Annotated in this window: 22 protein-coding genes and 3 pseudogenes; 17 read left to right on the plus strand and 8 right to left on the minus strand. The window is 73.7% G+C overall.

Annotated features, from left to right (window positions below):
- Positions 1 to 5: 5 nt before the first annotated feature.
- Together KYY02_RS19185 and KYY02_RS19190 are read left to right on the plus strand one after the other, a co-directional pair.
- Complete coding sequence (locus tag KYY02_RS19185; protein ID WP_371239423.1) at positions 6 to 737, plus strand: methyltransferase domain-containing protein; 732 nt, start codon at positions 6 to 8, stop codon at positions 735 to 737.
- Complete coding sequence (locus tag KYY02_RS19190; protein WP_371239425.1) at positions 734 to 2,299, plus strand: FAD-dependent oxidoreductase; 1,566 nt, start codon at positions 734 to 736, stop codon at positions 2,297 to 2,299. The genes KYY02_RS19185 and KYY02_RS19190 overlap by 4 nt, the downstream gene beginning before the upstream one ends.
- Positions 2,300 to 3,003: 704 nt before the next feature.
- On the opposite strand, the gene KYY02_RS19195 is transcribed toward KYY02_RS19190, so the two are convergent.
- From KYY02_RS19195 to KYY02_RS19205, 3 genes and pseudogenes are all read right to left on the minus strand, one after another.
- Positions 3,004 to 3,420, minus strand: a complete 417-nt coding sequence (locus KYY02_RS19195; RefSeq protein ID WP_371239565.1) for an ATP-binding protein — start codon at positions 3,418 to 3,420, stop codon at positions 3,004 to 3,006.
- 76 nt (positions 3,421 to 3,496) lie between these two features.
- Positions 3,497 to 3,646, minus strand: coding sequence for a hypothetical protein (locus KYY02_RS19200; RefSeq protein WP_371239567.1), 150 nt, complete (start codon positions 3,644 to 3,646; stop codon positions 3,497 to 3,499).
- 158 nt (positions 3,647 to 3,804) lie between these two features.
- A pseudogene (locus KYY02_RS19205) lies at positions 3,805 to 3,891 on the minus strand (DUF6745 domain-containing protein); the annotation flags it as partial.
- Here KYY02_RS19205 and KYY02_RS19210 point away from each other — a divergent pair.
- The 3 genes from KYY02_RS19210 (at position 3,890) to pgm (ending at position 6,482) form a co-directional block, all read left to right on the plus strand.
- Positions 3,890 to 4,099 (plus strand): hypothetical protein, encoded by a 210-nt coding sequence (locus KYY02_RS19210; protein WP_371239581.1) that lies wholly within the window; start codon positions 3,890 to 3,892, stop codon positions 4,097 to 4,099. The pseudogene KYY02_RS19205 and the gene KYY02_RS19210 sit on opposite strands and share 2 nt — an antisense overlap.
- A gap of 200 nt (positions 4,100 to 4,299) precedes the next feature.
- The gene (locus tag KYY02_RS19215) at positions 4,300 to 4,728 is read left to right on the plus strand and encodes a hypothetical protein (protein WP_371239427.1); all 429 of its coding nucleotides are present in this window, start codon (positions 4,300 to 4,302) and stop codon (positions 4,726 to 4,728) included.
- Positions 4,729 to 4,841: 113 nt separating this feature from the next.
- The gene (gene pgm / locus KYY02_RS19220) at positions 4,842 to 6,482 is read left to right on the plus strand and encodes a phosphoglucomutase (alpha-D-glucose-1,6-bisphosphate-dependent) (RefSeq protein ID WP_371239429.1); all 1,641 of its coding nucleotides are present in this window, start codon (positions 4,842 to 4,844) and stop codon (positions 6,480 to 6,482) included.
- A 53-nt stretch (positions 6,483 to 6,535) separates the two neighbouring features.
- Here the strand turns inward: pgm and KYY02_RS19225 are convergent, their stop codons facing one another.
- Positions 6,536 to 6,745 (minus strand): hypothetical protein, encoded by a 210-nt coding sequence (locus tag KYY02_RS19225; protein ID WP_371239431.1) that lies wholly within the window; start codon positions 6,743 to 6,745, stop codon positions 6,536 to 6,538.
- Positions 6,746 to 7,009: 264 nt separating this feature from the next.
- Between KYY02_RS19225 and KYY02_RS19230 the strand changes: the two genes are divergently transcribed.
- The 7 genes from KYY02_RS19230 to KYY02_RS19260 all read left to right on the plus strand — a co-directional run bounded on the left by KYY02_RS19230 (position 7,010) and on the right by KYY02_RS19260 (position 15,125).
- On the plus strand, positions 7,010 to 7,525 hold the full coding sequence (locus tag KYY02_RS19230) for a MarR family winged helix-turn-helix transcriptional regulator (RefSeq protein WP_371239433.1): 516 nt from the start codon (positions 7,010 to 7,012) through the stop codon (positions 7,523 to 7,525).
- Between the two features lie 206 nt (positions 7,526 to 7,731).
- Positions 7,732 to 8,847, plus strand: a complete 1,116-nt coding sequence (locus tag KYY02_RS19235) for a substrate-binding domain-containing protein (RefSeq protein WP_371239435.1) — start codon at positions 7,732 to 7,734, stop codon at positions 8,845 to 8,847.
- A 119-nt stretch (positions 8,848 to 8,966) separates the two neighbouring features.
- On the plus strand, positions 8,967 to 10,298 hold the full coding sequence (locus KYY02_RS19240) for an ABC transporter substrate-binding protein (RefSeq protein WP_371239437.1): 1,332 nt from the start codon (positions 8,967 to 8,969) through the stop codon (positions 10,296 to 10,298).
- Between the two features lie 25 nt (positions 10,299 to 10,323).
- Entirely contained in the window at positions 10,324 to 11,313 is a 990-nt protein-coding gene (locus KYY02_RS19245; protein ID WP_371239439.1) for a carbohydrate ABC transporter permease, read from the plus strand.
- Entirely contained in the window at positions 11,310 to 12,173 is an 864-nt protein-coding gene (locus tag KYY02_RS19250; protein ID WP_371239441.1) for a carbohydrate ABC transporter permease, read from the plus strand. Before KYY02_RS19245 ends, KYY02_RS19250 begins: the two co-directional genes overlap by 4 nt.
- Positions 12,174 to 12,204: 31 nt before the next feature.
- The gene (locus KYY02_RS19255) at positions 12,205 to 13,230 is read left to right on the plus strand and encodes a hydroxyacid dehydrogenase (protein WP_371239443.1); all 1,026 of its coding nucleotides are present in this window, start codon (positions 12,205 to 12,207) and stop codon (positions 13,228 to 13,230) included.
- On the plus strand, positions 13,227 to 15,125 hold the full coding sequence (locus KYY02_RS19260; protein WP_371239445.1) for a DUF2264 domain-containing protein: 1,899 nt from the start codon (positions 13,227 to 13,229) through the stop codon (positions 15,123 to 15,125). Before KYY02_RS19255 ends, KYY02_RS19260 begins: the two co-directional genes overlap by 4 nt.
- Positions 15,126 to 15,140: 15 nt before the next feature.
- Here KYY02_RS19260 and KYY02_RS19265 read toward each other — a convergent pair whose 3' ends face one another.
- Positions 15,141 to 15,875 (minus strand): hypothetical protein, encoded by a 735-nt coding sequence (locus KYY02_RS19265; protein ID WP_371239447.1) that lies wholly within the window; start codon positions 15,873 to 15,875, stop codon positions 15,141 to 15,143.
- Between the two features lie 729 nt (positions 15,876 to 16,604).
- Here KYY02_RS19265 and KYY02_RS19270 point away from each other — a divergent pair.
- Both KYY02_RS19270 and KYY02_RS19275 read left to right on the plus strand, forming a co-directional pair.
- Positions 16,605 to 17,249: a hypothetical protein gene (locus tag KYY02_RS19270; RefSeq protein WP_371239449.1), complete on the plus strand. Its 645-nt coding sequence runs from the start codon at positions 16,605 to 16,607 to the stop codon at positions 17,247 to 17,249.
- Positions 17,250 to 17,454: 205 nt separating this feature from the next.
- Positions 17,455 to 18,318, plus strand: coding sequence for a L,D-transpeptidase family protein (locus KYY02_RS19275; protein ID WP_371239451.1), 864 nt, complete (start codon positions 17,455 to 17,457; stop codon positions 18,316 to 18,318).
- A gap of 125 nt (positions 18,319 to 18,443) precedes the next feature.
- On the opposite strand, the pseudogene KYY02_RS19280 reads toward KYY02_RS19275, so the two are convergent.
- The 3 genes and pseudogenes from KYY02_RS19280 to KYY02_RS19290 all read right to left on the minus strand — a co-directional run.
- A pseudogene (locus tag KYY02_RS19280) lies at positions 18,444 to 19,112 on the minus strand (MASE1 domain-containing protein); the annotation flags it as partial.
- Positions 19,108 to 19,392: pseudogene (locus tag KYY02_RS19285) on the minus strand (serine/threonine-protein phosphatase); the annotation flags it as partial. The pseudogenes KYY02_RS19285 and KYY02_RS19280, both read right to left, overlap by 5 nt.
- Before the next feature lie 347 nt (positions 19,393 to 19,739).
- On the minus strand, positions 19,740 to 21,995 hold the full coding sequence (locus KYY02_RS19290) for an exo-alpha-sialidase (RefSeq protein WP_371239453.1): 2,256 nt from the start codon (positions 21,993 to 21,995) through the stop codon (positions 19,740 to 19,742).
- A 144-nt stretch (positions 21,996 to 22,139) separates the two neighbouring features.
- Here KYY02_RS19290 and KYY02_RS19295 point away from each other — a divergent pair, with 144 nt between their 5' ends.
- The 3 genes from KYY02_RS19295 to KYY02_RS19305 all read left to right on the plus strand — a co-directional run bounded on the left by KYY02_RS19295 (position 22,140) and on the right by KYY02_RS19305 (position 25,892).
- The gene (locus KYY02_RS19295) at positions 22,140 to 22,535 is read left to right on the plus strand and encodes a hypothetical protein (protein WP_371239455.1); all 396 of its coding nucleotides are present in this window, start codon (positions 22,140 to 22,142) and stop codon (positions 22,533 to 22,535) included.
- A 450-nt stretch (positions 22,536 to 22,985) separates the two neighbouring features.
- Entirely contained in the window at positions 22,986 to 23,336 is a 351-nt protein-coding gene (locus KYY02_RS19300; RefSeq protein WP_371239457.1) for a hypothetical protein, read from the plus strand.
- 504 nt (positions 23,337 to 23,840) lie between these two features.
- The gene (locus KYY02_RS19305; RefSeq protein WP_371239459.1) at positions 23,841 to 25,892 is read left to right on the plus strand and encodes a discoidin domain-containing protein; all 2,052 of its coding nucleotides are present in this window, start codon (positions 23,841 to 23,843) and stop codon (positions 25,890 to 25,892) included.
- The last annotated feature ends 7 nt before the right edge of the window (positions 25,893 to 25,899 follow it).

The raw sequence follows: 25,899 nt of genomic DNA on the forward strand, positions 1-25,899 counted from the left end.
ACCGCATGACCCTGCTGCGCGACGAGGACCTCGCCGCCGCGTTCGACCACGCCGCCCGCGGCTACGACACCCTGGTGGCCGCCAACCCCGGTTACCACGCCCATCTCCGCCGCTCGGTACGCCGCCTGGGGCTGCCGCGGCGGGGCGGGGGACTGCGCGTCCTGGACCTCGGCTGCGGCACCGGCGCGTCGACCGCCGCACTCGCCGCCGTGCTGCCGGACGCGCGGATCACCGGCGTGGACGCCTCCGCAGGCATGCTCGAACGGGCCGCCGCCAAGGCCTGGCCGGACGGGGTGACGTTCGTACGGGCGCCGGCGGAAGGACTGGCGGAGGCCGGGGTGGAGGGGCCGTTCGACGCGGTGTTCGCGGCCTACCTCTTCCGCAACGTCTCCGATCCCGACGCCGTGCTCGCCACCGTGCGCGAACTGCTGGCCCCCGGCGGGAGACTGGGCGTGCACGAGTACACGCTCGGCGGGCGGCGCGTGGACCGCGTGGTGTGGACCCTGGTGTGCCGCGGCATCGTCCAGCCGGCGGCCACCGTGTTCGGGGACGCCGGACTCTACCGCCACCTGTGGCGCAGCGTCGTGGAGTTCGACACCGCGGGCCGTTTCGCGGACCGGCTGCGCACGGCCGGCTTCGAAGCGGTGCGCGCCCTGCCCCTGCCGGGGTGGCAGACGGGCATCACCCACACCTTCGTCGGCCGACGGCCCCGCACGGGGAGCGAGGACGAGGGATGACCCCCTTCCGCCACCCGGACGCCACCCGGCACGGCCGGGACCGCCGCGCCCGCGTCCTCACGGCCCCGCCCGGGGCCCGCAGGATCGAGGGCGCCCGTCCGACGACCGCCGTCGTCGGCGGCGGCATCGCCGGTCTGGCGGCCGCGACCGCGCTGGCCGAGCGCGGCGTGGCCGTGACGCTCTACGAACGCGAACCCTTCCTGGGCGGACGGGTCGGGGGCTGGCCGGCCGGCCTGGCCGACGGCACCCCGGTGACCATGAGCCGGGGCTTCCACGCGTTCTTCCGCCAGTACTACAACCTGCGCGGTCTGCTGCGCCGCACCGACCCCGGTCTGGAGCGGCTCACCGGCCTGCCGGACTACCCGCTGCGGCACGGCGACGGCCTGCGGGACGGGTTCCGCCACGTCCCGCGCACCCCGCCGTGGAGCGCGCTCGGCTTCGTCGCCCTCAGCCCCTCCTTCCGCATGCGCGACCTGCGCCGCATGAGACCGCTCCCGGCCCTCGAGCTGCTCGACGTGCGCGTGCCCGAGGTGTACGAACGCCTGGACGGCATCAGCGCCCACGACTTCCTCGACGCCGTGCGCTTCCCGCCCAGCGCCCGCCACCTGGCCTTCGAGGTGTTCTCCCGCAGCTTCTTCGCCGACCCCCGGCAGCTGTCGGCCGCCGAGATGGTCCTGATGTTCCACATCTACTTCCTCGGTTCCGCCGAAGGGCTGCTGTTCGACGTACCCGACGCGCCCTTCCCCGCCGCCCTGTGGGAACCCCTGGCCGGCTACCTGCGTCGGCACGGCGCCCGCATCCGCACCGCCACGGCCGTCGAGCACGTCGCCCCCACGGGGGACGGCGGCTACGCGGTCGCCACCGCCGGGGAGGAGAGCCGTCACGAGACCGTCGTCCTCGCCCTGGACACCGCGGGACTGCGTTCCCTGGTGGCCCGCTCCGGCCGGCTGGGCGACGGTCCGTGGCGGGAACGCGTCGCGCGTCTGCGCAACGCCCCGCCGTTCCTGGTCACCCGCCTGTGGCTGGACCGGCCCGTCGCGTCCGACCGGCCCGCCTTCCTGGGCACGAGCGGATACGCCGGCCTCGACAACATCAGCGTGCTGGACCGCTACGAGGACGAGGCGGCCCGCTGGGCCGCCCGTACCGGGGGCTCCGTGGTCGAACTCCACGCGTACGCGGCGCACCCCCAGGACCCCCGCGAGGCCGTGCAGAAGACGCTGATCGACCAGTTGCACCGCGTCTACCCGGAGACGGGCGGCGCCGGGATCGTCGACGTCCGCCACCTGTGGCGGTCCGACTGCCCGCTGTTCCCCGTCGGGGGGTACGCGGACCGGCCCACGGTGCGCACACCGGGCCCCGGCCTCGTGGTGGCCGGCGACCTGGTGCGCACCGGCCTGCCGGTGGCGCTCATGGAACGCGCCGCGACGACCGGCTTCCTCGCCGCCAACGCCCTGCTGGAGCGCTGGGGAGTGCGAGGACAGACCCTGTGGACGGTGCCCGACCGGGGGCGCGGCGCCCTGTTGCGGTCCCTGGCGGCACTGGGGCGGCGGCCGACGGACTGACGGGGAAGCGGCGGCCGGTCGCCGGGATCGGCCGCCGCGCCCGGACCGCCGGCCTCCCGCCCTCGTCGCGGCGAGGTGGTCGAGGACGTGGGTCTGCCGCAGCAGGCGTCCGAGGACGCGGGGCCGGTCGTCCAGGTACAGGCCGGGCGGGCGGCACTGCTGTGCCGGCGGACCATGAGCAGCGCGGCCAGGCCCAGCGGATCGATGCCCGCCAGGCCGCGCGGCGGACCGGCCCGGTCAGGTGCGCCACCACGACGGCGATCGGCTCCGGGAACCGGGTCCTCAGGTCCGTCAGCGCCTGTCTGACCGGGCGGCTGCGGAACCGGACCGCTCTCGTGCGCTCCTGGTCCACCAGGTGCGGCGGGGCGTCGGCCGTCTGCCGGCCGCCGTGGGACGGGACGGACCGGCATCCAGTGCGGCGGCCGCGCCGCGGGCGTCCGGGTTCCCGCCCGTCGGCGGCCGGGGCCCGTGCGAGCCGCCCGTGCTCGCCGAAGACCCTTCCCTCGGCGGGCACGGGCGCCCCGACGACCGGGGCCCGCGGTCCACAGCAGCGTGTGCGGCCGTTCGCCGCTCCCGGCGGGGTCAGGCACCGCGGGGACGGCGGTGCGGGGGCGGTGCGGGGCCGGGGAGAACGGCGGTCACCGGGCGGGGCTCCTTACGGGGAGGACCGACCGGTCCTGCCGCCTGCCGTGCACGGGGGCGGGTCAGTGCTCCGTGTCCTCCGGCAGCCGGAAGCAGGCCGTGACGGTCTTGCCGTGGGGGCAGGGGCGGGCCTCCCAGGTGTCGGCCAGGGCGTCGACCAGGAGCATGCCGCGTCCGCCGACGCGTTCGGTGCTCGGTTCCCGCGGCGCCGGCAGGGTGGTGGACCTGTCGTGCACCGAGATGTGCAGACAACGGCTGTCCCACGACATGACCAGCTGCGCGGTGCTGTGGGCGTGTACGTGCGCGTTGGTGACCAGTTCCGAGACGGTCAGCAGCACGGCGTCCGCCGTCTCGGGAGCAGCCGTGTCCCAGCCCAGCGCGACGAGGTGCTCGTGCGCCCAGTCGCGGGCCGTCTTCACCCCGCGGTCCATCGGCAGTGAGCGTGCCCAGCCCACCGTGCGGACCGACGATTCCTTCATGGAGGTCCTTCCCGGTCGTCGCCACGCGGCCCGGACGGGTGGGTGCCGGACCGCGTGGAAGCAGGGGAGGAGAGGGTCAACGGTGGCCGCCGCGGAACCGGCCCAGCAGACGCTGGGCCTGGGCCCGGCGCCGGGGGTCGGAAGCCGCCCGCCGCACCTGCTCGGTCGTCCGCCGCCCCTGCGGGCTCCTGGCGAACCGCTTGATGCGCTCGACCATGCTCGGCATGGGTGCTCCCTTCGGTGGGTCCCGTTCGTCCTTGCTGTCCTCCGGCTACCCCCTGCGGGCGGAGTCAGCCCTGCGGGCGGCCGGGTGAGGGCTCGCGGCTCCTTCAGCGGCTCGGCCACCGCGGCTCCCGGGCCGAACGTCCACGCCGCCTTCTCCCGGGCCGTACGGGCCGTCGGCGGCACACGGATCCGGTGCGTGCGGTGGGCGCCGTCCGGCTCGGGCGTGGAGCCGAGGGCCCCGGCCATGACGACCGGCTCCTCCTCGGCCGGTTCGACACGCCGGAGCGCGCCCGTGCCGTCCCGCTGCCGGATCACCCGGAGGGTGTACCTGCGGGTCGACGCCGCCGAGGGCCATGTCTGCGACGACGCCCGGGCCGGTGTGCGGACCGCGCTGGACCCGCTGTTCCCCGCAGCCGTCGGCGCGGGCCCGCCCTGCCGCACGGGGAACCCTTGATCCCGGCCGACGGCGAGGGCACGGTCCGTCGTTGCCCCTGGCCGTCCGCGACCGCCGCATCGGCTGCGTCCACCTCGAAACGCCGCCGCTGTACAGCGTGTTCGCGGGCGGTGTGCCGGATCGGACACCGGCCCCGGCCGGGTGGCGGCCCGCGTACGGGGGAGGCGTTTGCCGCGGCAGTCAGCGGCAAGTCGGTGTCCATGAGTGAACAGGACAAGAACTCGCATCAGAAGACCACGTCCACCCGGTCCGTCGCGACCAAGGCACGGGAGACCGCGGACAAGGCGACCGCCCCCGTCGAGCGGGCGGCAGGCACGGCCGCGGGAAAGGCGGGTGACGTGGTGTCAGGGGGCGCGTCGGGCGCCGGGCGCGCGGCCCAGGCGGCGAGCGGCGCCGCGCAGACCGCGGCCAAGGGGGTCGAGGCGGGCCGCCGCGCGGTCGTCGCCACCTCGGGTCAGGTCGCCGCCGGCGCCAAGACCGCCTGGACCGTCATCGCCAACCGCAGGCTCGTCGCCGCCGGCGCCGCGGCCGGCCTGACCGCGCTGACGGCCGCCTCCTACGCGGTGGGCCGGCGTGCCGAACGCCACACCCACGGCCCTCTCACCCGGCTGACCGGCGGCCGGATCTGACGCCGGGCGCCGGGGCGGGACGGTGCGGAGCCGGGTCCCGCTCGCGCGGTGCGGCCCCGAAGGGAAAGATGTCTCCGCAAGCGAAGAACCAACCCATGCGGAGGAGTGGGCACATGCAGCACGAGCGAGCGGGCGGCCCGGCCGGCCCCGAGGACCTCGTCGACGTCGCTCGGCTGGTCACGGCGTACTACGCGCTGCACCCCGACCCCGACGATCCGGGACAGCGCGTCACGTTCGGGACGTCGGGACACCGCGGCTCGTCCCTGGCGGCCGCGTTCAACGAGGACCACATCGCCGCGACCAGCCAGGCCATCTGCGAGTACCGCGCCGAACAGGGGACCGACGGCCCGCTCTTCCTGGGTGCCGACACCCACGCGCTGTCCGAACCCGCGCGGGTCACCGCGCTGGAGGTGTTCGCGGCCCACGGGGTCACCGTGCTCATCGACAGCGCCGACGGCTACACCCCGACCCCGGCGGTCTCGCACGCGATCCTCGCCCACAACCGGGGCCGCACCACGGGCCTCGCGGACGGTGTCGTGGTCACCCCGTCCCACAACCCGCCCGCCGACGGCGGGTTCAAGTACAACCCGCCGAGCGGCGGCCCCGCGGGTTCGGACGCCACCGGCTGGATCCAGGACCGGGCCAACGACATCATCCGGGGCGGCCTCAAGGACGTCCGCCGCGTCCCGTACGCCCGCGCCCTCAGCGCCCCCGGCACCGGCCGTTACGACTTCCTCGGCACCTATGTCGCGGACCTGCCCAGCGTGCTGGACCTGGACGCGATCCGCGAGGCCGGCGTACGGATCGGCGCCGACCCGCTGGGCGGGGCGTCCGTCGCCTACTGGGGCCGGATCGCCGAACAGCACCGCCTCGACCTCACCGTGGTCAACCCGCTCACCGACCCCACCTGGCGGTTCATGACCCTGGACTGGGACGGCAAGATCCGGATGGACTGCTCGTCGCCGCACGCCATGGCGTCCCTCATCGGGCAGCGCGACCGCTTCGACATCGCCACCGGCAACGACGCGGACGCCGACCGGCACGGCATCGTCACCCCGGACGCCGGTCTGATGAACCCCAACCACTACCTCGCCACGGCGATCGGCTACCTCTACGCGCACCGCGAGCAGTGGCCGTCCGACGCCGGCGTCGGCAAGACCCTGGTGTCCTCCGCGATGATCGACCGCGTCGCCGCCGACCTGAAGCGCGAACTCGTCGAGGTGCCCGTCGGTTTCAAGTGGTTCGTGGACGGGCTGGCCGGCGGCGCCCTCGGCTTCGGCGGTGAGGAGTCGGCCGGCGCCTCCTTCCTGCGCCGGGACGGCTCGGTGTGGACCACCGACAAGGACGGCATCATCCTGGCGCTGCTCGCGTCCGAGATCACGGCCGTCACCGGCAAGACGCCCTCCGCGCACTACGCCGCGCTCACCTCCCGCTTCGGCGAGCCCGCCTACGAGCGGATCGACGCCCCGGCGACCCGCGAGGAGAAGGCCCGCCTCGCGAAGCTGTCCCCCGCCCAGGTCACCGCGGACACCCTGGCCGGGGAAGCGGTCACCGCCGTGCTCACCGAGGCGCCGGGCAACGGCGCGTCCATCGGCGGCATCAAGGTGACCACCGACAGTGCCTGGTTCGCCGCCCGTCCCTCCGGTACCGAGGACGTCTACAAGATCTACGCCGAGTCCTTCCAGGGCCCCGACCACCTCCGCCGGGTGCAGGAGGAGGCCAAGTCCGTGGTCCTCGCGGCGCTGGGCGGCTGAGCCGTACCCCGAGGGGACACGCCCCGGTCACCGGCCACGCCGGCCGGGGCGTGTCAGCCGGCCCGGACGACGGCGCCCTCCCGCGGCGCACCACCGTCGACGCGCGGCCGGGTCCGCTGCGGTGCGGAGGGCTCCCCGGGTGCGGTGGCCCGGATGGCCCGCTCGTTGTCGGTGAGGAACCGCTGCCGGACGTCCTCGGGCAGCGACGACGTACCGTCCCGTTCCGCCGGCGTTCCGCCGTCGTCCGGCCGCTGCGCGGCCACGTCCGTCCGTTCCTTTCGAGAACCCCGCCAGGGTGACCGCACAGCGTGAAAAAGAATGAACAGCGGCCCGCCGAACCGGACATACGGCTGGGACGGTGCAGACGCGGTCGGACGAGGGCCCGCCCGGGGCGCGGGGCGACCGGCCTTCACACGGCCTGGAGGACGACGCCGTGACACTCCTCCCGCGCGGCCGGTTGCCACCGGGACGCGGAGCCCGCCCCGCCGGGTGAGCGGGCGGCGATCACCGCGGGGTACAAAGGACACATGCCTCAGGACGAGCCCTCCGGCGGGGCCAGGGACGACGTCGAGGCGGTCACCCGTGCGGTGTTGACCGCCTCGCGACTGCTGGTGGCGGTGTCCGCGCGGTCCCTCGCCGCGGTCGAGGACCGGGTGACGCTGCCGCAGTTCCGGATGCTGGTGGTGCTCTCCACCCGCGGTGCCACCAAGCTGGTCACGCTCGCCGACCTGCTCCACGTCGCCCCGTCCACCGCGATGCGCATGGTCGACCGACTGATCGCGGCAGGCCTCGCCGACCGGCAGACCAATCCCGCCAACCGCCGGGAGACCCTGCTGCGGCTCACCGACGAGGGCCGGCGCACGGTCGAGGACGTCACCGCACGGCGCCGTGCCGAGATCGCCGCGGTCGTCGAGCGGCTGGCTCCGGGACAGCGGGCGGCGCTGGTCGACGCCCTCACCGCGTTCAACGAGGCCGGCGGCGAGCCCCCCGCCGCCGGACCGCAGCCGTACCCGCTCGGATGGGCGGTGGACGGCGGACCGTGACCGGCACCACCCGAATCCGCATGTCGGGCTCGTATGTGAAGGACGACCCCGGACGGCCGACGCGTCCACGCACCCGGGACGGTGACACTCCATGACGTCAGCAGGCAGTGAGACCCCCGGCGAGGAGACCCCGCTCCCGCGGTCCCGGGTGATCGTTATGATGCCCACATCGTTCAAACGAACATCCAGGTGCGGGGAGGGGCCTCATGCGGGAGCCGGTCGAGCTCAGGAGGCAGCGGATCCTGGCGGCCGTCGAGTCCCGGGGTTCGGCGCGGGTGGCCGACCTCGCCGCCGAACTCCAGGTGTCGGTGGTGACGGTACGGCGGGACGTGGAGGAACTGGCGCAGGAGGGGCGGCTGCGGCGCGGCCACGGCGTGGTGCGCTCCCCCCTCGCCGCCCAGGATCTGCCGGCGGCCCGGGCACCGGCGCCGGACGGCGAGGTGGTGGCCGTCGTCGTCCCGGAGCGGCACACCTACCTGTACGAGTCGTTGCACGGCGCCCGTTCGGTGCTCGAGGCGGCGGGCAGGCGGATCGCGCTGCACATCGCGCCGCAGGTGACCGGCGCCGAGCGGCCGCTGGTGGAGCGGGCCCTCGCGGACGGCGCCGCGGGCCTGCTGCTGGCTCCCCGCTGGCGCACCCGGGCCGACGAGGAGGGCGACTACGGCTGGCTCGCCCTGCTGGACGTGCCCGCGGTGCTGATGGAGCGGCGTCCCCGGCCGGGCAGCGCGCTGCACGCGATGGACTCGGTCTGCTCCGACCACGCCCACGGCGTCCATCTCGCCGTGCAGCACCTGGTGGGACTCGGTCACCGGCGGATCGTGTTCGCCACCCGGGACGACAGCCCCACCGCGCGCACCCTGCGGTCCGCGTGCGCCCGGATCGCCGACGCGCATCCGCTGGTGGAGCGGTGGGCGTGGGCGCTGTGCGCCCCGGAGGCCGGTCACGACGGGCCGTACACGGCTCAGGAGACGGCGGAGCTGCCCGCGCTGCTGCGCGAGGTGGGGGCCACGGCGGCGGTGCTGCACGGGGACGTGGACGCGCTCATGCTCGTACAGCGGCTGGCAGACAGCGGCGTGCGCGTGCCGGAGGACTGCTCGGTCGTGGCGTACGACGACGTGGTGGCCGGGCTCGGGACCCCGCCGCTGACGGCCGTCGCCCCGCCCAAGGCCGACGTCGGCCGGGCCGCGGCGGAGCTGCTGCTCCAGCGGCTCGCCGCGCCGCGCGGCGGCGGGGGGCCGGTGCGGCGGATCGAACTGCTGCCGGCGCTGAGCGTGCGCGGATCGACCCGGGCGTGTGCGGGCGCAGCCGACCGACCTGAATGATCGTTTGAACGTTTCATTTTCTTCTGATCGATCTATTGACCGTTTGTCGGTCGGGCGTTGAGGATTCCCGTGTCCCGAACAGCCGTGTCCCCGGACACGCAGGAGCCGCGGGAGGCGCCATGCCCGGACGACCCAGCCGCCGGTCCGTGCTCGCCGCGACGGCCGCCGTACCGCTGACAGGAGCCGTGAGCGCCTGCAGCGGGGGGAACGGCGTCTCGTCGGCGCGCGCGGGCACCCCCACGCGCCTCACCTTCTGGTCCGCCCTGCGCGGCAGCCAGGAGGTCGTCGACGCGTTCAACCGCACCCACCGGACCGTCCAGGTCGAGTTCCAGCAGATCCCCTCCGGCGGGCAGGGCGGCTACGCCAAGCTGAGCAACGCCGCCCGGGCCGGCAACGCCCCCGACGTCGCCACCATCGAGTATCCGCAGGTCCCCGGGTACGCCATCGACGGCGTCGCCCGCGACATCACCGACCTGGTCGCCGAGCGCCTGCGCCGCAGACTGCTGCCGCAGGCGCTCGGACTGACCACCTTCGAAGGCCGGGTGTTCAGCGTGCCGCTGGACGTCGAGCCGATGGTGATGCACTACCGCGCCGACCTGTTCGACGCGTACGGGCTGCGGGCCGCGCGCACCTGGGACGAGTACGCCGAACAGGCCGTGACCGTCCGCCGCAAGGCGCCCGGCCGGCGGCTGGTGCTGTTCCCCACCGACGGCATGACCCAGTTCGCCGCGTACGCCTGGCAGGCCGGTGCCCAGTGGTTCGACACCTCGCGCGGCGCCTGGAACGTCTCCCTCGCGGACGCCCCCTCCCGGAAGGTCGCCGGTTACTGGCAGCGGCTCATCGACCGCGGCGACGTCTTCGTGAACGCGGTCGAGAGCCGGCAGTCGGACGCCCAGATCGGAGGCGGCCTGGTCCTCACCCGGCTCAGCGGCGCCTGGGACGCCGGCGCCCAGATGAACGCCCGGCCCGGACAGAAGGGGCAGTGGCGGATCGCGCCGCTGCCGCAGTGGGACACGGCCGGCCCCTCCGTCGGCACGCACGGCGGCTCGACCTTCGCGGTCACCAAGGACAGCCGGCACCCCGAGGCCGCCATGGAGTTCATCGAGTGGCAGGTCTCCCACCCCGACGCCCTGCGCGCCCGCCTGTCCAGCGGCACCAGCAGCCAGTACCCGGCGGCACCCGGCCTGGTCGCGGTGGGCCGCGACGCGTTCGACCGGTCGTACTACGGCGGACAGGACATCTACGCCCTGTTCGAGCAGGAGGCCGAGAAGATCGGCGGGAACTGGCTCTGGGGACCGCGGATGAGCGCGACGCAGAAGGTCATGCAGGACGCCTTCGCCCGGGTCGGCGGGGGCCGGGGCACTCTCGTCGAGTCCCTGCGCACCGCCCAGGAGGGCACCATGCCCGACCTCAGGGCCCTGGGCCTGTCCACCAGCCAGCACAGCACCTGAGCCGACGGAAGGCAGGTGACACCCCATGACCACGACCACCCGCTCACGGGTGCCGACCGGCGCGACCCGCGCCGCCCCTCCGGCGTCCTCCACCTCGCAGGCGCGCGCCCGCAGAGCGGCCGGACGCCGGCGACTGACCGCGTGCGGCGTCCTGATGGCGCCGTTCCTCGCCCTGCTGGTCACCGTCTTCCTGATCCCCGTCGGCACCGCCGTGTACCTCGGCTTCTACAGCGACGACCAGCCCGGTCTCGGCTTCGGCCCCGAGCGCACCGTCTTCGTCGGCCTGCGCTCCTACGCCGCCGTCCTGACCGACCCCACCTTCCTCGGCGGGCTCGGCACCGTCGCCCTGTACTGCCTGATCTACCTCCCGCTCATGGTCGTCGGCGCGCTCGCGCTCGCCCTGCTGCTGGACTCCGGCGTGGTCCGGCTGCGCGCCCTCGCCCAGCTCGGCCTGTTCCTGCCGCACGCGGTGCCCGGCATCATCGCGGCCCTGATCTGGCTGTACCTCTACACACCCGGCATCAGCCCGGTGATCGAACTGCTCGCCCGGGCGGACGTCACCATCGACTTCCTCGGCATCCACACGGTCGTCCCGTCCATCGTGAACATCGCCCTGTGGAGCAACCTCGGCTACAACACGGTGGTCTTCTACGCCGCCCTGCGGGCCGTGCCCCGCGAAGTGATCGAGGCCTCCGTGGTGGACGGCGCCGGACCGGTGCGCACGGCGCTCCAGGTCAAGACGCCGCTGGTGCGCGCCTCCATCGTCATGGTCGCGATCTTCACCCTGATCTGGGCGCTCCAGCTCTTCACCGAGCCCATGCTGCTCAGCCAGTCCTCCCCCATGATCAGCTCCCGGTTCTCGCCGAGCATGTACATCTACGACGCGGCCTTCACCCGCAACAACTACGGCCTCGCGGCGGCCGCCTCGGTCGTCCTGCTCGTCTGCACCATCGCCCTGTCCTACGCCGTCACCCGCTTCACCAGCCGCGCCGACGTCCCGGAGGAGGCCCGATGAGCGCCGCCGACAGCTCCCTGCTCCGCCCGAGACTGCTGGGCCGCGCCACCGTCAACGCGGTGGTCGCGATCTCCGTCCTCTACACGCTGCTGCCGGTGCTGTGGCTGGTCCTGGCCGCCTCGAAGGACCGCGACGCGCTCTTCGGCAGCGACCTGCTCTCCCTGAGCGACTTCTCCTTCGTGCAGAACCTGCGGGACCTGTTCGCCATGGACGGCGGCCTGTACGGCCGCTGGTACGTCAACAGCCTGCTGTACGCGGTGCTCGGCGCCGCCCTCGGCGCGCTGGTGAGCGTCGCCTGCGGCTACGCCTTCGACAAGTACCGCTTCCGGCACAGGGAGAAGCTGTTCGGCCTGGTCCTTGCGGCGGTCATGGTGCCCCAGACGGTGCTCGCGCTGCCGCTGTACCTGATGGCTTCCGAGACCGGCCTGGTCAACACCTTCTGGGCGGTGTTCGTCCCGGTGCTCTTCAACCCGTTCGGCGTGTACCTCGGCCGTGTCTTCAGCCGGGGCTACGTGCCCGACGAGGTGCTGGAGGCGGCGCGGGTGGACGGGGCCGGCGAGCTGACCACCTACGTCCGGGTGGCGCTCAGGATGCTCGGCCCCGGCCTGGTCACCGTCTTCCTCTTCCAGCTGACCGCGATCTGGAACAACTTCTTCCTGCCCATGGTGATGCTGTCCGACCAGGACCTGTATCCCGTCAGCCTCGGCCTGTACCAGTGGAACAGCTCCGCGTCGGTCTCGCCGGAGTACTACCCCGTCGTCATCATGGGGTCCCTGCTCGCCGTGCTGCCGCTCATCCTCGCCTTCACCCTGCTCCAGCGTTTCTGGCGCAGCGGTCTGACCGCCGGCGCCGTGAAGTGACCCCGCCCGCACAAGGAGTTCCGCCGCCGCCATGACCGAGTCCACGCCCGGCCCCCGCCCCCGCGCCGCACTGGCCATGTCCCCGGACGTCGCCTCGGCGGTCCTCGACCACGAGTCGCTCGCGGCCCTCGCCGAGCGGTGCGACCTCGCACCGCTCCCGGTCCTGGACGATCTGACCACCCCCCGCGCCCGCACCGTGCTCGCCGACGTCGACCTGCTGGTCACCGGCTGGGGCTGCCCGCCCCTGGACGCGGACGTGCTGCGCGCGGCGCCCCGGCTGCGGGCCGTCGTGCACACCGCGGGCAGCGTGCGCGGCCATGTCACCGACGCCTGCTGGGAACGCGGCATCGAGGTGTCCTCCGCCGCCGCGGCCAACGCCGTCCCGGTCGCCGAGTACACCCTCGCCATGATCCTGCTCACCGCCAAGCGGGCCCTGGAGAGCGCGCGGGACTACCGCGCCTCGCGCACCCGGCCGGACTGGCTGCGCACCCCCCGCTCGGTCGGCAGCCACCGCCGCACCGTCGGCGTCCTGTCCGCCTCCCTCATCGGCCGCCGGGTGATCGACCTGCTGCGCCCGCACGACGTCGACGTGCTGCTGTACGACCCGTTCGTCGACGAGGCCGGGGCGAGGGAACTCGGCGTCGAGCGCGTCGGCCTGGCGGAGCTGTTCCGGCGCGGCGACACCGTCAGCGTGCACACCCCCCTGCTGCCCGGGACCCGGGGACTGGTCGGCCGTGAACTGATCGACTCCATGCGCCCCGACGCCGTCCTGATCAACACCGCGCGCGGCGCGGTCGTCGACCAGGACGCGCTCACCGACGCCGTGCTGGCCGGCCGCATCCGCGCCGTGCTCGACGTGACCGACCCCGAGGTCCTGCCGCCCGAACACCCGTTGTGGGAGTGCGACAACGTGCTCCTCACCCCCCACCTCGCCGGCTCCCAGGGCAACGAGTGGCGCCGGCTGGCCGATCTCGCCCTCTCCGAGATCGCGCGCTGGGCCTCAGGAGAGGGCTTCCTGCACCCCGTACGACGCGAAAGGCTGGCCTACCTGGCATGAACGACCCCTTCGAACTGCCCGCCGACGACCACGACATCAGCCCTCGCACCGGTTACACCCGCGCCCACTGGGAAGCCGTGGCGGACGGGCTCCTCACGGCGGCCTGGCGCTGGAGCACCCCCGGCTGCGCGCTGCTGGACCTGCCGGGGCGCCCCTCCCGTTCGGGAGTGCGCTCCGACGGACTCGAGGGCTACGCCAGGACGTTCCTCGCCGCCGCCTTCCGCGTCGCGGGCGCGGACGGGGACGACCCCCACGGTCTGCTGGAGCGGTACGCGAGCGGACTCGCCGCCGGCACCCGCACCCCGGGCCGCGACGACACCGAGTCCTGGCCGCTGGTCCTCGACCATGACGTGCAGGGCCAGCCCATGGTCGAGTCCGCGTCCGTCGCGCTCGGCCTGAGGCTGACCGCCCCCTGGCTGTGGGAGCGGCTCGACGCCGGTGTGCGGGACCGCGCGGAGGAGTGGCTGAGGGGCGCGCTGCGGCACACGCCGGCGCCCAACAACTGGTACCTCTTCCCGTACGCGGTCGCCGGGTTCCTGGAGTTTGTCGGGCGCGGCGACGCCGAGACGGCGGCGGTCCGGCAGCGGGCGCTGGAACTGCTGGAGGGCTGGTACCAGGGCGACGGCTGGTACGCCGACGGGGACGGACGGGCCTTCGACCACTACAACGGCTGGGCCCTGCACCTCTACCCGGTCCTCGACGCCCATCTCGCGGGCGGCCGGGAGGCGTCGGCCCACCACGGCGAACGGCTGCGCACCCACCTGGAGGGCCTCGCCCTGATGTTCGGCGCGGACGGGGCGCCGCTGCACTTCGGCCGGTCGCTGACGTACCGCTTCGCAGCCTCGGCGGCCGTCGCGCTGGGCGCCGTGACCGGTCACACCCCGCTGGCCCCGGGCGCCTCCCGCCGCATCGCCAGCGGCAGCCTGCGCCACTTCCTGGACCGGGGAGCACTGACCGCCGACGGCCTGCTGAGCCTGGGCTGGTACGGCCCCCACGAGGCCGGTCTGCAGAGCTACTCGGGCCCCGCGTCACCGTACTGGGCGTCGAAGGCCTTCGTCGCGCTGCTCGCCCCCGCCGACCACGCGTTCTGGACGGCCCGCGAGGAGCCGGCCCCGGTGGAGGAGTCCGACCGTGTGCTGGCGCTGCCGGCGCCGGGACTGCTCCTCCAGGCGACGCGGACCGACGGGATCGTACGGCTGCACAACCACGGCAGTGACCACGTGCGCCCGCACGAGGGCGAGACGGCGGCCGAGGACGACCCGCACTACGGGCGTCAGGCCTACTCCACCCGCACCGGTCCCACCGCGCCCGGGAACGTCGCCGACAACCACCTGTCGGTGGAGACCGGCGGCCGGCGCAGTGTGCGCCGCCGCATCCACCCCCTGGGCGCGGGCCACGGCGACGGCTGGGGCTGGGCCGCCTCATGGCACCGGCCCGTCTTCGCCGGTGGCCCGCCGATGGTCCCGGGTCTGCGGGTGGAGAGCGTCACGGTGGCGCACGGCCCCTACGAACTGCGGGTGCACCGGGTGGTGGGGGCGCCGGAGGGGTCCCGTCTCACCCACACCGGCTGGGCCACGGGCCCCGAGGAGTCACTGACCTCCGCCCTGTACGGTCCGTACGGCTGGGACGACCCGTCGGCCGAGCCGGTCCGAGCCCCGCAGGGCACGGCCTGGACCCGCTGGGCCCACGTCCCGCGCCTCACCGGCGCGTGCGGAGGCACCACCGTGCACGTCGCCCTGGTGTCCCTCACCGCGGACGCGGACGCCGCGCCCCTGCCGGAGGCCCTCGAAGAGGTCCGGGTGGACGACGGGACGGTCGAGGTCGTCTGGGCCGGCGGCACGGCCCGTACCCGGATCGCCTTCGAGCCGGTGGAAGTGGGTCACATACGGCGGTGAGCGGTGGGGACGGCGTCAGGACCGCGCGTCGTCCCCGGTCTCCGGGTCCCGCCCGGCGCCGTCGGGCGTGCTGTAGAAGACCGACGAACCCTGCTTGGTGCGCTGGGCCTGGTTGCGCGCGACCAGGCCCTCCAGGGTGCTGCGAACGACCGTGGTCTTGACGGCGCGTCCGGGGTGGGCCTGCTCGAGCGCGGTGGCGACCTCCGCCGCCGAGCGGGGCTCCTTCTGCTCACCCAGGTGCCGGCGGACGAGCTCGACCAGCTTGGGGCCGTCCGCCTTCGCGGCGGCCGGCTCGCGTGTGGACCTCCCCGGGGGGACGGACTTCTCCGACGGGCCCGGCTTCCCGGACGTGGCGCGCGCGGCCGTCTTCCTGGCCCGCTTCGGCTGCTCCGCGCCCGGCCCGGCCCCTGGCGTGGCCTCCGACTCGGCGTCGCCCTTCTTGCGCGGTGCCGGCACGGTCGCGTCGCCCGGTGCCGGCACGGTCGCGTCGCCCGGTGCCGTTCCGGCCGCCGGGGCGCTCCCGGACTCGGGCGTGACCGCCGTCCCGGCGGGCGCCGGGACGAGGCCCAGCGCCTGCTGCATGTTCACCAGCAGGGTGTGGTCGTGCTGAAGCACGGCCAACTGCTCCTGCAATGCAGCGATCTCCGCGGTGACCCGCTCCTGTTCCTTGACGTTGCGTTCCAGGTCGCCCGCGAGCTGGGCGGAGTACTGCGACGTGAGGTCGGTCGCGGCCGTCGAGTTCTCGGACATGACGTGCCCCTTTCTGCCTGTTGGTTCCCCCGGTGGCCAGCCATGGTACGGCCGGGCGCGGTTGACCGTTTCTTCTGAGCGGTCATCGGTTGACGTTCTCACGTGGCACGAGGGACGGCACGGCCCCGGGGGACGTGGTGCGTACGCCGTCGACCAGAGGTGCGCGAGCCGGGGACTCCCCTCCGGAACTCGCAGGAAGTCAGCCGCCCGACGCAGAAGCCGTACTTGGCTGTGGCAGTCCGTGGCGGGAACACCGACTGCCCGGCCGGCCACCCGCCCCGGCACCCGTCGTGCACCGAGGGCTTCATGAGACGGAAGCGCTTCGACCTGCGGACGATCACCGGCCTGTTCCTGGCCGGCCCTGTCGCCGTAGCACTCCCGCCCGGTACGGCCACCGCCGCAGCGAAGGCCGCGCGTGGCCCCGGTCCGGCGCTCGGCAGGAGCGTCACGGCCGGCGGCCCGCCCGTCCGCCGGCCGCCCGTCGGCGGACACCACCGGCGGAAGCCGAGTGAGCCAACGGGAAGGCCCGGCAGGCGCGTTCCCGCAGCCGGCCCGGGCCGGCCTCGGTGGCACCGTCGAGGCCGACCGGATCGTTCTGAAGCCGTCCACCGACCGGGAGGCCCGCACCCAGCCCCTCGCCGTCGAGGGCGGCACCGACGGCCCTCCTCCACCGGCCTCTCCGGTTCCGCCGCCCGCCGCTTCGGCCTCGAGGGCGGGAGCACCGTCGCGGTGGACCTCACGGCCCGCGACGTGCGCCACATCCAGGTCAGGGTGAGCGCCAGCACCGGCTGGAACGCCGCGCAGTTGTCCGAGGCCGAGGTCCACAGCGGCGGGGACGGCGGCAACCCGGAGGAACCGCCCGTCGACGGAACCGACCTGGCGCTCGGCGAACCCGCCGAAGCCTCCTCCACAATTCACTCGTTCGTGGCAGCCAACGCCAACGACGGCCGGATCGGCAGCCAGTGGGAGTCCAACGGCCACCCCGTCGGCCCCACGGGGCGCCGACGCCGGCCTCAGCGGTGTCGTCGTCAGGCCCGACCCCGACCCCGCTTGGGCGAAGCGCACCCAGAGCAGCGAGACCTCGGCCGTGAGCGGTCGTCGGACACCTTCGCCTCGCCCAAGGCCCGCGCCGACCACACCCTCGACCCCGGCGCGAAGGACAACACGGTCACCAGCCCGGTCACCGGCCGCTACGCCGACGTACGGCTGAGGTGCGGTCACAACTCCGGGGAGCGGTGCCGGACGCCCGGACCACCGGTGTCGCCGTCGACGAGTCCAGCAACGGGCCCGGCGTCCTCGCCGTGGGCGGTGCCCGCGACAGTGCCCCGCTCACGGGCGTCGCCATCACCCGTCCGGCAGAAGAGGACGTGGTGATCGAACCCGGCTCGCCGTTCGTGGCCAACCGGTGGCGCCGCCCCGCACGGTGCTCGGTCCGGCGGAACCGCACCCTGCCCGGCGCGGTTCCGCCACCCGGACGGGCCCTTCGCCGCGCTCTTCCCGGGCGGGGCAGATGGGGGACTTCGGCGGACTCGCGCGAGGAGCTGACGTGTTTCCGGGAAGTCGAGGTCAGGCTGAGTGCATGGCTTCATCGATCGACTGCCCGCCCCGTCCGTGTCACCGTGCCGGACGGCAGGCCGGCACCCCCGCCCGTGTGCGCGGCCGGGTGGTGTCCGCGGCTGTCGTCCTCGTCGTGCTGGCGGCGCTGAGCGGGTGCGGGGAGGACACCGGAACCGCGGTGCGGGACGTCCCGGTGAGCGGGGTGCCGGACACGGCCCGCGTCGCGCCCGGCACCGCCGACGCCGAGCCCGGCACCACCGACACCGCACAGGGCCGGGCCGGAGCGGAGACACGAGCGCCCGCCCGGATTCCCGGCCTCGGGCCCCGGACCCGGGCGTGGATCCCCGCGAACGCCCGCCAGGTGGTCGTCGTCACGGGCCGTGGCAAGGACGCCAACCGCTCCCGGGTCGTGTTGTACGAGCACACCGGTTCCGGATGGGAGGGCGGCCCGGCATGGCCCGCGCACAACGCCCTCAGGGGCTGGACCGACGACCACCGGGCGGGCGACCTCCGTTCACCCATCGGCGTGTTCACCCTCACCGACGCCGGGGGGCTGCTGCCCGATCCCGGCACCCGGCTGCCGTACGACCAGTCGCAGGGGTTCGCGGTCGGCGGCACCGGCTTCGAGGGAGAGCCGCTGGAAGGCTCCTTCGACTACGTCATCGCCATCGACTACAACCGCGTGCCGGGTACGTCCCCGCTGGACCGGACCCGTCCGCTCGGCGCCGACCGGGGCGGCGGCATCTGGCTGCACGTCGACCACGAGGGGCCGACCCAGGGCTGTGTCAGCCTCTCGGAGCGCCACATGGAGGAGCTCCTGCGCGCCCTCGACCCGGACCGGCACCCGGTGATCGTCATGGGCGACGCCGACTCCCTGCGGGAGTGAGCGGCCCGCCCGGCCGCGGGGGCCGGGCGCGACGCCGGATTCCCGACACGGCCACGACGGCGGCGAGAGCCGGGAGCCGGGCTCACGTTCGTACCGTTCGTCCTCGTCGCCCTCCGGGGGGACGGTCAGGGGTGGCGGGGCGAGGGGGATCGGTCCGTGTTCCGCGGTCGGTCGTCCTCGTCCCGCGGAGGAGGGGCCGTCGCCTCCCCCGCCGTCAGATGCTCCAGCACCTCGACCAGTTCCTGGCACGCACGCTCCACCGAGCGCCTGGTGTTGCGCTGCTCGGTGATCACCGCGGACAGCAGCAGGGAGGTCAGGGCCATCGCCCCGTTGAAGGCCTGGAGGTTGACCATGACCTCCACGTCGGACAGGTGCTGGAACGGCCCGGCGCGGTCGGCCGCCGCGCTGGTGGCCAGAACGGAGCAGAACAGGGCGCACAGCATGCTGCCCGGGAGCTCGAACCGCAGCGCGGCCAGGATCAGCAGCGGGTAGATGACGAACAGCAGACTGGCCGGGCTGAAGGTGATGAGGGGCACCAGACAACCCGCCACCACCAGGCCCACCGCCTCCTTCCACCTCCCCGGGTACGCCGGGGCGCGCACCCGGGGAAGAAGCAGCAGCACCGGAGTGATGAGCAGGACGCCCATCGCGTCACCCACCCACCAGGCCAGCCACACCCTCCACACGCTCCCGGCCGGGAGGTCGCCCGTGCCGACGAGAAGGGCGACGCCGGTGGTCGAGCTGATCAGCATGGCCCCGAAGGCGCCGAGGAACACGAGGCTGAGACAGTCCCTCGGTGTCGCCGATCGACAGACCGATCCGGCCGTCGGGCATGGTGAAGGCGTCGTACCAGTCACCGCCGACGTCGAGTCCCCGGTACGCGGGCGCGTACCGCACGGCCAGACGCACACCGTCGGCGACGGGCAGCCCCCTCGGCAGCATGCCGCGCTGCAGGGCGACGGCCAGTTCGACCCGGGAGCGCTGCATCTCCGCCAGCGCGCGCGCCTGTGCCGTCAGCGTCCCGAGCCTGACCAGAAGCTCGTCGCCGTCGTCCGTGGAGCCGGTGCGGGACATGGACCACTCACTCGGGCGAGGACCTCCGCGCATGGCAGCCGCCCCCGATGGACAAAGGTCTCATTTATATGCAAAGGATGATAATCGGAAGCGGTTCGGCCGGGCCAGTCCATATCCGGGTCCCACTGGATGTCCGGCACCGGCTCGCCGACGGCCCGAGGCTCCCTCTTGCGCCTCACGGGCGCTGACGGTGGCAGGGACGCGGCGGAGGCGGCACGGGCCGTGACCGGGACCCGCATGATCCCCGTCGTCAAAGCGGTCGCCGAGGCGGCACGGGGAACGCCGCGGTCCCGCGAGCACACCCGCTCGCGGGACCGCGGCATGTCGGGAGCCGTGATCAGCGGTGGCTACCAGGGAGGTGTGGTCGCCGCCTGGCCTCCCCAGGATTCCCTGCGGTTGCCTCCCGTCCGCTCCCACCACCAGTGCTCGAGCGTTCCGTCGGCCGCGGCTCCGTACACGTGCTGTACGTCGCCGACCACATGTGCCACCGGGTCGGAGTGCACCGTCCCGGACATCACCGCGTACCGCACGCTGTAGGAGGGGTCCCACCACCAGTGGGCGAGGGTGTCGTTCGCGGTCCGAGCGAAGACGTGCCGCTGGGCGCCGTGGACGAACGCGACCGGCCGGCCGCCCAGGGGCTCCGGCGTGGACCACGCCTCCCGCTCGACGACTTGTGTACCGGCCTCCCACGACCAGTGCGAGAGCCTGCCGTCGGCGTCACCGGCGAACACGTGCTGCTGCCCGTCGTGGACGAACGCCGTCGGTGTGCCCCGCGCGGTGCCTCCCCAGGACTCGTGCCGCACCCCGGGACCCTTCGTCCACCACCAGTGGTGGAGCTCGCCGTCGGTACCGGCCGCCCACACGTGCTGCTGGGTGCCGTACACCACGGCGACCGGGTCACCGGCCAGGGAACCGGGGGCTGCCCAGGTCTGCTGTCGCAGTTCACCGCTGCCCTCGTCCCAGAAACTGTGCAGCAGTCTGCCGTCGGTCGCCCGTACGAACGCGTGCTGCTGACCGGGGGTCACCAGGGCCGCGGGTGCCCCGGCCACCGTGCCGGCCGGCAACCAGGTCTCCTGGATCACCGATCTGGTGGCTGTGTCCCAGAAGCGGTGCTGCAGGCCGCCGTCGGTGCCACGCACCAGTACGTGCTGCTGGGTGCCGTAAGGGAACGCCACCGTCTCACCGACGACGCCGGAGCCCCAGGTACCGCGCTTGACCGTGCCGTCGCTCTCCTCGAACCAGTGGCCGAGACCACCGGCCGGGGTGGGGGCGAACAGGTGGAGCTGGTCGGGCGAGCTCGTGGGGAGAGCCCCGGTGTACTGGTTGGCGGTCAGGGCGCCGGCGTTGTCCGGCTGGTCGAGGTCCGCCTCGGTGAAACCCGCCCACTTGATGAACTGGTGCTGGGCAGTGGTCCCCCCTTCGTACAGGATGCCGTACCGCCCCCCGGTCAGATCGACCATGTCGGAGTAAGCGGAGATGCCCTCCGTCACCAGTGCGCCCTGTGCGGGGGTCTGCCAGGTGAGGCCGTCGTCGAAGGAGGAGCGGATGGTCAGGCCCCTGCGTTCGGCGGTGTCGGCGGGCGCGGCCAGCAGCACCCGGTCGTAACCGTCCCGGTCCTCGGCGCGTATGGCCAGTGTGGAGGCCTGCACACCCGTCCTGGGCAGTGGCAGGGGTTCCAGCGGCGCGAAGTCCGCCTCGAAGGACAGCCCTTGGTCGCGGGAGACCGCGTACGCGGCTCGCACGGTGTCGGTGCCCTCCTCGTTGCGGGCCACCGCCATCAGGCTTCCGTCCGCACGTTCGAAGACGCTCAGCTCCTGGACGCCGAGCTCGGGTTCGGCACCGTGGGAGGAGGCGCCGGACTGCCAGGTGCGGCCTCCGTCGTCGCTGTAGATCAGGGCGCCGCCCTTCGGGTCCTGCAGGTGTCGGCCCGGTGCGAGCCGGAAGCCCATGCCGGCCACCATGCGTCCGGCTTCCGCGCCGCGTGTCAGCACGATGCCGTGCGAGGGACCGACGCCGAGCTGCCCCTCGCCGAGCGCCCCCCACTCCGGCTTCCACACGGCGGACGTGATGTCCCTCGCCGCTCCCCAGCTCAGGCCGTCGTCCGTGCTCGTTCGTACGAGGGCGCGCCTGTAGTTCTCGGTGTACAGCAGGACGATCTCGCCGTTCCCGGTGTTCACGATCGGGGTCGCGTTGTGCGGGAAGGCCAGGCCGCTCGCATTCTGCCTGCTCGCGGTCACCACGGTCAGCGGACTCCAGTTCGTGCCGCCGTCGGTGGAATGCTTCAGGACGATGTCGATGCGGCCGCTGTCGCCGCAGTCGTCGTTGCGGGCCTCGGCGAAGGCCAGGAGCCTGCCGCTGTCGGCGCGGACCACTGCGGGGGCGCGGAAGCAGGAGTAACCCGACTCACCCGATGCGAAGACCGTTCTGTGCCCGCCCGGCACGTCGCCGGCCGGCACCGTTTCGACGGGTGTCGCGCGCGATCCCGTGCCTGAGACGACTCCTCCCCAGAGCACCGTCAGAACCGCCAGTACGGTCGTCAGGACCGTGCCCATTCCGGCCGTGCGTCTCTTCTCGCCGTCATCGGCCGCTGTGACGTCGGACATCCCATGCCTTCCGTGTGATCAGCAACGGTCGTCAGTCTGTCGACCCGCCGTCCGGTTGTCAGCCGGGTCAGGAAACCGGAACCGGTTCCGGGTGACTTCGTCACCGGCGCGGTGAACACGCCCCTGCGAACGCGAAACCGCTGGTTGAACGGTGGCTTCCCCGGTGTCCGGGAGGAGGGACGCGGCGACGCGCCGGTGGTGCCGGACGAGGACCGGGGTGACCGTGAGAGGGTCCTCGAAGGCGTGACGGCGGCGCTCGACGGCGCCCCGTCCCTGCGGCGGACCGGGGTCCGAGCGGGAAACGGAGGCGGCGGGGACGCCGGTCAGCAGTGCACCCCGGCCGGGGAGCCGGCCGGTCACGGTGGCCCGGTCGAGAGCGGCACGGACCTCTTCCTCGGCCTGCGCGGCCGCGACCGGGGTGATCCGGCCCGGAGCGAGGCGGCGGCGCCGGCGCGGGAGGCCTGCCCGGAGTCGGCAGTCGGCAGGAGTTCCTGCCGCCGGGCCAGGACCCGCAGGTCCTCCGTCGCGCCGACGACCTGACGGTCTTCGGCCGTCGACCCGCCGAAGACCTTCGCAAGCACCGGGACGTCGCCGTCCGTCGGCACCGCGAGTCCGGCCTGGACATGTCCCAGGCCCCCCGACAGGCCCGGGGCGCTCGTGACCGATCAGGAGGAAGCCCGTTTCCCGGCCTCAGCCGGGCGGGCGCCGTGCACGGACGTGATCGTCATGTCCCCGTGCGTCCGGGACGCATCGGTCCCGGACGCGTCGGTCGCCCGCGCGCCGGCCGTGCTCGCGGTCGAGTCCAGGGCCCGGGCCGGACGGTCGTCGCCGGGCAGGCCGGTCTCGATCCCGAGGCCTTCCTCCACCGCCCGGCAGCGGGCCCGGTCCTCCACTCGCACCGGCGGCGCGGGCGAGGCAGACGCCACACCCTCCAGGCCATTCGCACCGTACGAGAAAACGCCCTGCGAAGTAGGGGTCTAGGCTGTGCCCATGGAGCAGCGGGAGATCATGCAGCGGGGCGTCGGGATCCTGACCGAGGCCCTCGAGATGCGGCGGCGGCTCCGTGCGGACCCGGACGCCGACGTGACGGGGAGCGGAGCCATCGCCCAGCTCCTGGAGGAGATGCTGCCGCGGATCCAGGTGCCGGCCGACGCGAGCGCGCGCGAGGTGGCGGCCCTCGTCACCGAGAAGCTGGGACCCGCCATCGTGCAGATCACCTCCACGCTCGCCTTCGCCTTCGTCCAGCTCGCCGAGATCCACGACGAGGGCCGTACCGACGTCTCCTCCGCCGACGTGCTGCGCTCCATCTCCCTGCACTACGAGAAGGGCGGCAAGGAGTAGTTCCGGCCGGCTGTCCCGTGCCGGGACGGCGCTCGGGCGGGCGCCCCGCCGAAGCCGAGCCCGTTTCCGCAGGGGTCCCGGTGCGCGGCCTTACGGACGCCGTTCGCGCGGCACTCCCGCCGTACGGGTTCGAGCCCTCGCACGGCGATCCGGGCGATCCGGTCGTCGAAGCCGTCGACGAGGACGGTGCGCGGGGCGTGACCCGCGCACCCGGGACGGCGCCCCACGGTGACCGGCCGGTGTTCCGCCGGCTCCCGTACGGCCTCGGTGTCACCCGCCGCACACGTCGGGCGTACCGGGCCGGGGCACCGGGGCGGTCGCCGGCCGGGACGCCGACGGAGAGGTTCAGGGGCACGGGACGATGCCACGGCCCGCGAGGTCCCGTGCGGGGCGCGCACAGGGACGGATGACGCGCGCTCCCTTGACGCCCTGCGCGCCAGTGGCGATCCTCGCCCCATATCTTTGCGCCGGTCATGACAACTCCGCAACGGAGGGACGTGCGTAATGACCACGTACCGCACACGACGGCACCCCGGGGTCGTCACGCTTCTCCTCCTCATGCTGGCCGCGGCCCTCGCACCCACGCCCAGTTCCGCCGTCGGCGGCGACTGGTGGGACCCGGTGGCCCGGCCCGCGCCCGATTCCGGGATCGGCGTCACCGGAGAGCCGTTCAAGGGCACGGACGCCGCGGGCGAGGTGCGCGGGTTCGTCGACGCGCACAACCACATCATGTCCAACGAGGCGTTCGGCGGCCGGCTCATCTGTGGCAGGGCCTTCTCCACGAAGGGGATCGCCGACGCGCTCAGGGACTGCCCCGAGCACTACCCCGACGGCTCGCTCGCCGTCTTCGACTTCATCACCAACGGCGGCGACGGCAAGCACGATCCGGTCGGCTGGCCCACCTTCGAGGACTGGCCCGCGCACGACTCCCTGACCCACCAGCAGAACTACTACGCCTGGATCGAACGCGCCTGGCGTGGCGGACAGCGGGTGCTGGTCAACGACCTCGTCACCAACGGCGTGATCTGCTCCGTGTACTTCTTCAAGGACCGCAGCTGCGACGAGATGACGTCCATCCGGCTGCAGGCCGAGCTGACGTACGACCTGCAGGCCTACGTCGACGGGATGTACGGCGGGCCGGGCAAGGGCTGGTTCCGGATCGTCACCGACAGCGCGCAGGCCCGCGACGTCATCGAGCAGGGCAAGCTCGCCGTCGTCCTCGGCGTCGAGACCTCCGAACCGTTCGGGTGCAAGCAGGTCCTGGACATCGCGCAGTGCGACGAGGACGACATCGACGCCGGACTGGACGAGCTGTACGGACTCGGCGTGCGCAGCATGTTCCTGTGCCACAAGTTCGACAACGCGCTGTGCGGGGTGCGCTTCGACGAGGGCACGCTCGGCACCGCGATCAACGTCGGGCAGTTCCTGTCCACCGGCACCTTCTGGCGGACCGAGAAGTGCGCCGGCCCGCAAGCCGACAACCCGATCGGGTCGGCCTCCGCGCCCGGTGCCGAGAAGGAACTCCCCGCGGGTGTCGAGGTCCCGTCGTACGACGGGGACGCGCGGTGCAACGTCCGCGGGCTCACCGAGCTCGGCGAGTACGCCGTGCGCGGCATGATGGAACGCAACATGATGCTCGAGATCGACCACATGAGCGTCAAGGCCACCGGCCGGGTGCTCGACATCTTCGAATCCGCGTCCTACCCCGGCGTGCTCTCGTCGCACAGCTGGATGGACCTGGACTGGACCGAGCGGGTCTACGGCCTCGGCGGGTTCGTCGCCCAGTACATGCACGGCTCGGAGGGCTTCGTCGCCGAGGCGGACCGCACCGGGGCGCTGCGCGACGAGTACGGCGTGGGCTACGGCTACGGCACGGACATGAACGGCGTCGGCGGCTGGCCGGCCCCGCGCGGCGCGGACGTGCCCGACGCCGTCGTCTATCCCTTCCGCAGCGCCGACGGCGGTTCCGTGCTCGACCGGCAGACCACCGGAGAACGCACCTGGGACCTGAACACCGATGGAGCCGCGCACTACGGCCTGGTCCCCGACTGGATCGAGGACATCCGGCGCGTCGGCGGGCAGCACGTGGTGGAGGACCTCTTCAAGGGCGCCGAGTCCTACCTCGACACCTGGAGCGCCTCCGAACGGCACCGGGCCGGGGTGAACCTCGCCGACGGCGCACAGGCAACGGCCAGTTCGGCGGAGTGGAACCCGTTCACCGGCCACGCGCCCGGCCGGGCCGTGGACGGCGACCGGAGCACCCGCTGGGCCAGCGGCCGGAGCGACGACCAGTGGCTCCGCGTCGACCTCGGCGTCACCCACCAGGTCGGGCGCGTCACCCTGGACTGGGAGCGCGCGTACGGGACGTCGTACCGCATCGACCTCTCCGCCGACGGCGTGAACTGGCGCACCGTCTGGTCCACCACCTCCGGCGACGGCGGCCTGGACACGGCCGTGTTCCCCCCCGCACCGGCCCGCCACGTGCGTGTGCAGTTCCTGGACCGGGGGACCGAGTGGGGGTACTCGCTCCGCGAGGTCGGCGTCCACGGTCGCTGACGCACGG

Origin of the sequence: Streptomyces pimonensis (genome assembly GCF_041380215.1) — a bacterium.
GTDB classification, from domain to species: Bacteria; Actinomycetota; Actinomycetes; order Streptomycetales; family Streptomycetaceae; genus Streptomyces; species Streptomyces pimonensis.

What these genes read in the sequence shown, in the direction of transcription:
- KYY02_RS19240 (WP_371239437.1), top strand. Translation starts at nt 8,967, where the DNA reads ATGCCCGGACGACCCAGCCGCCGGTCCGTGCTCGCCGCGACGGCCGCC.
- KYY02_RS19290 (WP_371239453.1), bottom strand. Translation starts at nt 21,995, where the DNA reads ATGTCCGACGTCACAGCGGCCGATGACGGCGAGAAGAGACGCACGGCC.
- KYY02_RS19190 (WP_371239425.1), top strand. Translation starts at nt 734, where the DNA reads ATGACCCCCTTCCGCCACCCGGACGCCACCCGGCACGGCCGGGACCGC.
- KYY02_RS19265 (WP_371239447.1), bottom strand. Translation starts at nt 15,875, where the DNA reads ATGTCCGAGAACTCGACGGCCGCGACCGACCTCACGTCGCAGTACTCC.
- KYY02_RS19255 (WP_371239443.1), top strand. Translation starts at nt 12,205, where the DNA reads ATGACCGAGTCCACGCCCGGCCCCCGCCCCCGCGCCGCACTGGCCATG.
- KYY02_RS19230 (WP_371239433.1), top strand. Translation starts at nt 7,010, where the DNA reads ATGCCTCAGGACGAGCCCTCCGGCGGGGCCAGGGACGACGTCGAGGCG.
- KYY02_RS19200 (WP_371239567.1), bottom strand. Translation starts at nt 3,646, where the DNA reads ATGCCGAGCATGGTCGAGCGCATCAAGCGGTTCGCCAGGAGCCCGCAG.
- KYY02_RS19235 (WP_371239435.1), top strand. Translation starts at nt 7,732, where the DNA reads ATGCGGGAGCCGGTCGAGCTCAGGAGGCAGCGGATCCTGGCGGCCGTC.
- KYY02_RS19300 (WP_371239457.1), top strand. Translation starts at nt 22,986, where the DNA reads ATGGAGCAGCGGGAGATCATGCAGCGGGGCGTCGGGATCCTGACCGAG.
- KYY02_RS19210 (WP_371239581.1), top strand. Translation starts at nt 3,890, where the DNA reads ATGACGACCGGCTCCTCCTCGGCCGGTTCGACACGCCGGAGCGCGCCC.
- KYY02_RS19245 (WP_371239439.1), top strand. Translation starts at nt 10,324, where the DNA reads ATGACCACGACCACCCGCTCACGGGTGCCGACCGGCGCGACCCGCGCC.
- KYY02_RS19195 (WP_371239565.1), bottom strand. Translation starts at nt 3,420, where the DNA reads ATGAAGGAATCGTCGGTCCGCACGGTGGGCTGGGCACGCTCACTGCCG.
- KYY02_RS19275 (WP_371239451.1), top strand. Translation starts at nt 17,455, where the DNA reads ATGGCTTCATCGATCGACTGCCCGCCCCGTCCGTGTCACCGTGCCGGA.
- KYY02_RS19260 (WP_371239445.1), top strand. Translation starts at nt 13,227, where the DNA reads ATGAACGACCCCTTCGAACTGCCCGCCGACGACCACGACATCAGCCCT.
- pgm (WP_371239429.1), top strand. Translation starts at nt 4,842, where the DNA reads ATGCAGCACGAGCGAGCGGGCGGCCCGGCCGGCCCCGAGGACCTCGTC.
- KYY02_RS19250 (WP_371239441.1), top strand. Translation starts at nt 11,310, where the DNA reads ATGAGCGCCGCCGACAGCTCCCTGCTCCGCCCGAGACTGCTGGGCCGC.
- KYY02_RS19215 (WP_371239427.1), top strand. Translation starts at nt 4,300, where the DNA reads ATGAGTGAACAGGACAAGAACTCGCATCAGAAGACCACGTCCACCCGG.
- KYY02_RS19185 (WP_371239423.1), top strand. Translation starts at nt 6, where the DNA reads ATGACCCTGCTGCGCGACGAGGACCTCGCCGCCGCGTTCGACCACGCC.
- KYY02_RS19305 (WP_371239459.1), top strand. Translation starts at nt 23,841, where the DNA reads ATGACCACGTACCGCACACGACGGCACCCCGGGGTCGTCACGCTTCTC.